The following is a 4,959-nucleotide window of genomic DNA, read 5'->3' as shown; positions in this document are numbered from 1 at the left end:
GATGCGCGAAAAAGCGCTTGCCCATGATCGCGACCCCGCAGGCTTGAAGTTTATTGTCATGGCCGGTGTGATTGTCGGGCGTACCGACGCCGAGGTCAGTGCCAAACTCGACAGTTACCGCAAACTGATGAGTGTCGAAGCCTCGTTGGCCCATGCACAATCCGCCGTAGATCTGCCGGCGTATGCGCACGACGAGTTGATTGGTACTTTGATCCGTCGTCAGGTCAAGGGCTGGCAAAGCCTGAAACGCTACAGGCCCGAACAGACTGTTGGAGAGGTGCTCGCTGAGCACGGCGGTTACAACCGCGAACGATTTTTCGTCGCGGGCACACCGACTGTCGTGGCCGATGAGATTGAAAAATGGCTGGACCACGATGGCATCGACGGTATCAACTTGCGCCAGTATCTGTCGTTTGAAACCGCTCGTGATTTCATTGAACTGGTGATCCCCGAGCTGCGCCGTCGTGGACGTTTTCGCGAGTCTTACAACGACGGTGAAACACTGCGCGAGCGGTTGTTTGGGGCCGGGCAGGCGCGACTGCCCAGTGACCATTTCGGCGCTCGGTATCGTGACCCTGCAACATTGCTTTCCCCAGCTATACCGCTACGCTTCCCGACAGGAAAATCCTAGCCAAGCACTTCGGTATAACAACAATGGGGGGAAGGACATTCATGAACAGCGATGTGCTGGCAGGCATTAGCACGGTGATCAACCCGGATGATTATCTCGAGACCGAGTTCGGTCGCGAATTTACCGCTGAGCGTAGCGCGCAGGCCTGGGCCAGAGCGTATGGAAGGCTTGAGCTGGAGATGTCCCAGGCGCGCACGGGTACGCTGCTGTACGTTGTGATGGGCGTACAAGGCGCCGGGAAATCCCGTTGGGTTGCCGAGAATGGAGCACAACTGGGTGATCAGGCCGTTGTATTCGATGCCGCACTGCCGGCGAGGCGCCATCGGGAGAACGTGTTATCGATCGCCAAACGTCATGGGGTGCCGGTGGTGGGCATCTTTGTCCAGGCGTCTCTTGAGCAGGCGTTGCTGCGAAACGCCCAACGCGACTCTGACAAAAGGGTGCCCGAAGCCGCGCTGCACAGTGTGTTCTCCATGCTCGAACCGCCCACCGAGACAGAGGGGTTTGTGCGGGTTGAATGGGCTTGAAGGTCAGCAATCTGAGTCAGCGTGTTGACGAAGGGCTTCGGCCATAGCAACTGTTGCTCAGCCAACAGCACCCAGACAGATTGTAGTTTTTTCCTCCCGCCTCTAGGTAAAAAAACCCGGTTTCATTGACCGAAAAACCCGGCATGTGTTGTGCAATAGCCTTGTTCCCGGACTCAAGGCGTATCAGCACCCATGCGAGAACTCGTCCAGCAATTGCACTATCACAGCCAGCAGCCTGTGCCGTTTTTACGACGGGCGTCAGTGGTTGGCATCGTCGCGTTCTGCGCCGCGTTGGCCGGCTGCGATAAAGGTTTTTCAACCGTTGCACGCAGCAATCAGCCGGTGAGCGGCGGTACGCTTATTTACGCGACTGATCGCGAGCCCACTTGCCTGGACCCTCACGTTGCGGGCGATATGCCGCAAGTGTTCATTGCGCAACAGTACCTGGACTCGCTGGTGTCCATGGACGGTGAAGGCCACATCGGCCCCTGGCTGGCGAAAAGCTTTGAAGTGTCAGCCGATGGCCTTGATTACACCTTTCACCTACGCGATGACGTGCATTTCACCGACGGCACACCGTTCAATGCCGCATCGGTCAAAGCCAATCTCGATCACATGGCGAACCCAAAAACCCAGTCGAGTACGGCGGGTGGCTATATTCGTCAATACCGTAGCACCGACGTCCGTGATGAATACACCGCAGTGGTCCACTTGACCACGCCTTACGCGGCTTTTCTTGAAGTGCTGGCCCAAGGGTTTCTCGGCATCGAATCACCCACCGCACTGCTGCGAGCGCGCGACGTAAATTGCGAAAGCCCGGTGGGTACTGGCCCGTTCAAAATCGTCCGTTGGGACCGTCAAAACCAAGTTGAACTGGTCCGCAACCCGGACTACAACTCGGCACCACCGATGGCGAAACATCAAGGCCCTGCGTGGTTGGACAAAGTCATCTGGAAATTCATCCTGGAGCCGTCTGTTCGTTTCGCGTCGTTGCAGGCGGGGGAGGTCGATGTCATCGAAGCCGTGCCCCCCGAATCCCACGAAGCGGCACGGCGCAATCCGGATCTGTCTCTGATCATCGCGCAGCGCCCTGGTAATCCCACCAATGGCACGTTGAATCTCACGCGTGCGCCGTTCAACGACGTCAGTGTGCGCGAGGCGTTCGTGCGCAGCGCAGACATTAATGGCGCGTTGAAAAGTGTCTATTTCAACGAATTTCCAAGGGCTGGCGGACCGCTCAGCTCCGCCACGCGCTTCTACAGCCCGGACTTCGAACACGCACAGGATTATGACCCGGCCAAGGCCGCGAAATTGCTCGATGCGGCGGGCTGGAGCAAGCGCGATGCCGAGGGTTATCGGACCAAGGACGGTAAGCGTTTGCAGGTGCATGTGGTGATGGGCAATCGCACGCCGCCTTCGGAATACACCCTATGGGAGCAAGTCCAGGCCACCACTCGCCAAGCCGGTTTTGAGTTGATTGTTGACCAAATGAGCGACGTGCAGGCGACCAAGCGTCAGGCCGACTGGGATTACGACATCCGTCTGGGTTATTGGAATACCAACACCGCCGACGTGCTGCGGATCATTTTCAGTTCGGCGTTCATCAAGCCTGCTGGCGTCGGTGGTTATCACCAGAACACCGCCGGATTCAGCGACCCGGCACTCGACAATCTGCTACAGCAGGCGCTGTCGACCCAAGACCCTGAAAAGCGTCGTGGGTTTTATTACCAGGCCCAGTCCGCTGTCTCCAAGCAATATCTGGAGCTGACCACCTACCCGCAAAGCACCCGGCTGGGCATTTACAAGACGGCTCAAGGCGTGCGTCTCGAAACGTCGCTGGCGGTCACCTACCTTTATGACGCGTGGGTAAACAAATGAGTACTTCAACCCTGAAAACGACGCTCGCTGCTCCACGGCAACGGCGAGTTACCCGACTGGCTCAGCGGGCATTACTGCGCCTGGCTGGCGGAGTGCTGGTGCTCTGGGCTGTGGCGACGCTGACATTTTTTGCCTTGCGCTTGATGCCGGGTGATCCGGTGCTGGCTATTCTCGGCGGACCGAGTGGCAACCCGACGGCAGAAACCATCGCTGAAGCGACCCGGGAATATGGCCTGGATAAACCGTTGGCCGTGCAATACGGGCTGTACCTGGGGCGCTTGGTGCAGGGTGATTTGGGTATTTCTTATTCCCAGCATCTGCCGGTAACCCGCGTACTGGCCGAACAATCCTGGCCAACGCTGGAGCTTACCCTCACCTCGCTGGTGCTGGCGTGGTTGATGGTCTTGGCGCTGACCGTGCTCACCGCCGGACGGCAACAATGGCTGGGCCGGGTTGCGTCGCTGGCAGAAACCGTCGCGGCGGCGTTGCCGCATTTCTGGTTGGGGATTCTATTGCTCGCGGTATTTGCCTTCGGCCTGCGGCTGTTTCCGCCGGCGGGCAGCGATGGCTGGCGAACACTGGTTTTACCGTCTGTTGCGCTGGCGATCCCGCTGGCGGGGTTCATCGCTCAAGTCACCCGCGAATCCCTTGAGCTGACCCTGGACCAACCGTTCATTTTGACCGCACGTACCCGGGGCCTTAGCGACGTTGCCGTGCGGTTTAAACATGCGCTGCGGCACGCAATATTGCCGGGGGTTTCGTTATCAGGCTGGGCCATCGGTGCGCTGATCAGCGGTGCAGTGGTCATCGAAGTGATCTTCTCCCGCAAAGGCCTGGGCCGTCAGTTGTATCAAGCGGTGCAGGCCCAGGACTTGCCGCTGACCATCGGCATTAGTTTGGTGGTCGCTGCGGGCTATGTGCTGGCCAACATTATTGTGGATCTGCTGTACCAATGGATCGACCCTCGTCAGCAGGAGAATGCAGCATGAGCGAACTCATTCTGGACACGGCTCAACTTAACGTTCGCGTTCAGCGCAAGCCCCGTTCGGTGCGCATCGGCCCAACGCTGGCTGGTGGTTTTTTGCTGCTGTTGGTGCTGGCGGCACTGGTGCCGCAGCTATTCGCCTACAGCGACCCACTGGCCATCGTCCCGCATGACGCTTTTCATGCCCCGAGCGCAGCGCATTGGTTCGGCACTGACCAATCGGGCCGTGACATTTTTTCCCGGGTAATCCATGGCACGCGCCAGTCATTACTCATCGGGCTGGCAGCTACCGCCATCGCCATGAGTATTGCGATTGTGCTTGGGCTACTCGGTGGGTTAGGTGGCCGGCGCACCGACCGCAGCGTCGGTTGGTTGTTGGAGGTGTTGTTCGCGTTTCCGAGCCTGATTCTGGCGCTGTTATTCGTCGCTATTTTCGGCAGCGGTATCGGTCCGTTGATCGTCGCGACGGGGCTGGGCGGTGCCCCTGGTTATGCGCGGATGGTTCGCGGTCAGGTACTCGCCGTGCGTAACGCCGGTTACATCGAAGCTGCACGGGCGCTTGGGCATCCCCCCCTGCGAATCATCCGCCGACAGCTGCTACCCAACGCCATGCGCCCGCTGATTGTCACCATGACCATGGGTGTTGGCCAGGCGGTTGTCTGGGCCTCGGCCTTGAGTTTTCTCGGGATGGGCGCGCGGCCGCCAGCGCCGGAGTGGGGGACCATGTTGTCTATGGGCCGTGACTTCATCGCCAATGCCTGGTGGCTGACCTTTTTTCCTGGGCTGTTCATCGTACTCACCACGCTGTCGACCACCGTCGCTGGCCGCTACTTGCAACAACGCCTGGAGGGTCGTCTTTCATGAGTGATAAACGTTTGGTTGTCGACGGTCTGTCTATTGAATTCGCTGGTCAGTCGGTGGTGCGTAACCTGTCCTTT

Annotated in this window: 4 protein-coding genes and 1 pseudogene; all 5 read left to right on the top strand. The window is 58.9% G+C overall.

Annotation, left to right across the window (positions count from 1 at the left end; genetic code table 11):
- Positions 1 to 631, top strand: a pseudogene (locus M0974_RS23110) (LLM class flavin-dependent oxidoreductase); the annotation flags it as partial.
- A gap of 41 nt (positions 632 to 672) precedes the next feature.
- Positions 673 to 1,158, top strand: a complete 486-nt coding sequence (locus M0974_RS23105) for an AAA family ATPase (RefSeq protein ID WP_297842351.1) — start codon at positions 673 to 675, stop codon at positions 1,156 to 1,158.
- A gap of 192 nt (positions 1,159 to 1,350) precedes the next feature.
- Positions 1,351 to 3,036: an ABC transporter substrate-binding protein gene (locus tag M0974_RS23100; protein WP_297842348.1), complete on the top strand. Its 1,686-nt coding sequence runs from the start codon at positions 1,351 to 1,353 to the stop codon at positions 3,034 to 3,036.
- Entirely contained in the window at positions 3,033 to 4,025 is a 993-nt protein-coding gene (locus M0974_RS23095) for an ABC transporter permease (RefSeq protein WP_297842345.1), read from the top strand. The genes M0974_RS23100 and M0974_RS23095 overlap by 4 nt, the downstream gene beginning before the upstream one ends.
- The gene (locus tag M0974_RS23090; protein ID WP_297842344.1) at positions 4,022 to 4,885 is read left to right on the top strand and encodes an ABC transporter permease; all 864 of its coding nucleotides are present in this window, start codon (positions 4,022 to 4,024) and stop codon (positions 4,883 to 4,885) included. Before M0974_RS23095 ends, M0974_RS23090 begins: the two co-directional genes overlap by 4 nt.
- The last annotated feature ends 74 nt before the right edge of the window (positions 4,886 to 4,959 follow it).

Origin of the sequence: Pseudomonas sp., assembly GCF_026224925.1 — a bacterium.
Lineage (GTDB): Bacteria > Pseudomonadota > Gammaproteobacteria > Pseudomonadales > Pseudomonadaceae > Aquipseudomonas.
Note: the sequence above shows the minus strand (reverse complement) of the source record. Positions and strands in the feature narration are given on the sequence as shown.

Coding starts and splice junctions, on each gene's coding strand:
- M0974_RS23100 (WP_297842348.1), top strand. CDS start 1,351: ATGCGAGAACTCGTCCAGCAATTGCACTATCACAGCCAGCAGCCTGTG.
- M0974_RS23090 (WP_297842344.1), top strand. CDS start 4,022: ATGAGCGAACTCATTCTGGACACGGCTCAACTTAACGTTCGCGTTCAG.
- M0974_RS23105 (WP_297842351.1), top strand. CDS start 673: ATGAACAGCGATGTGCTGGCAGGCATTAGCACGGTGATCAACCCGGAT.
- M0974_RS23095 (WP_297842345.1), top strand. CDS start 3,033: ATGAGTACTTCAACCCTGAAAACGACGCTCGCTGCTCCACGGCAACGG.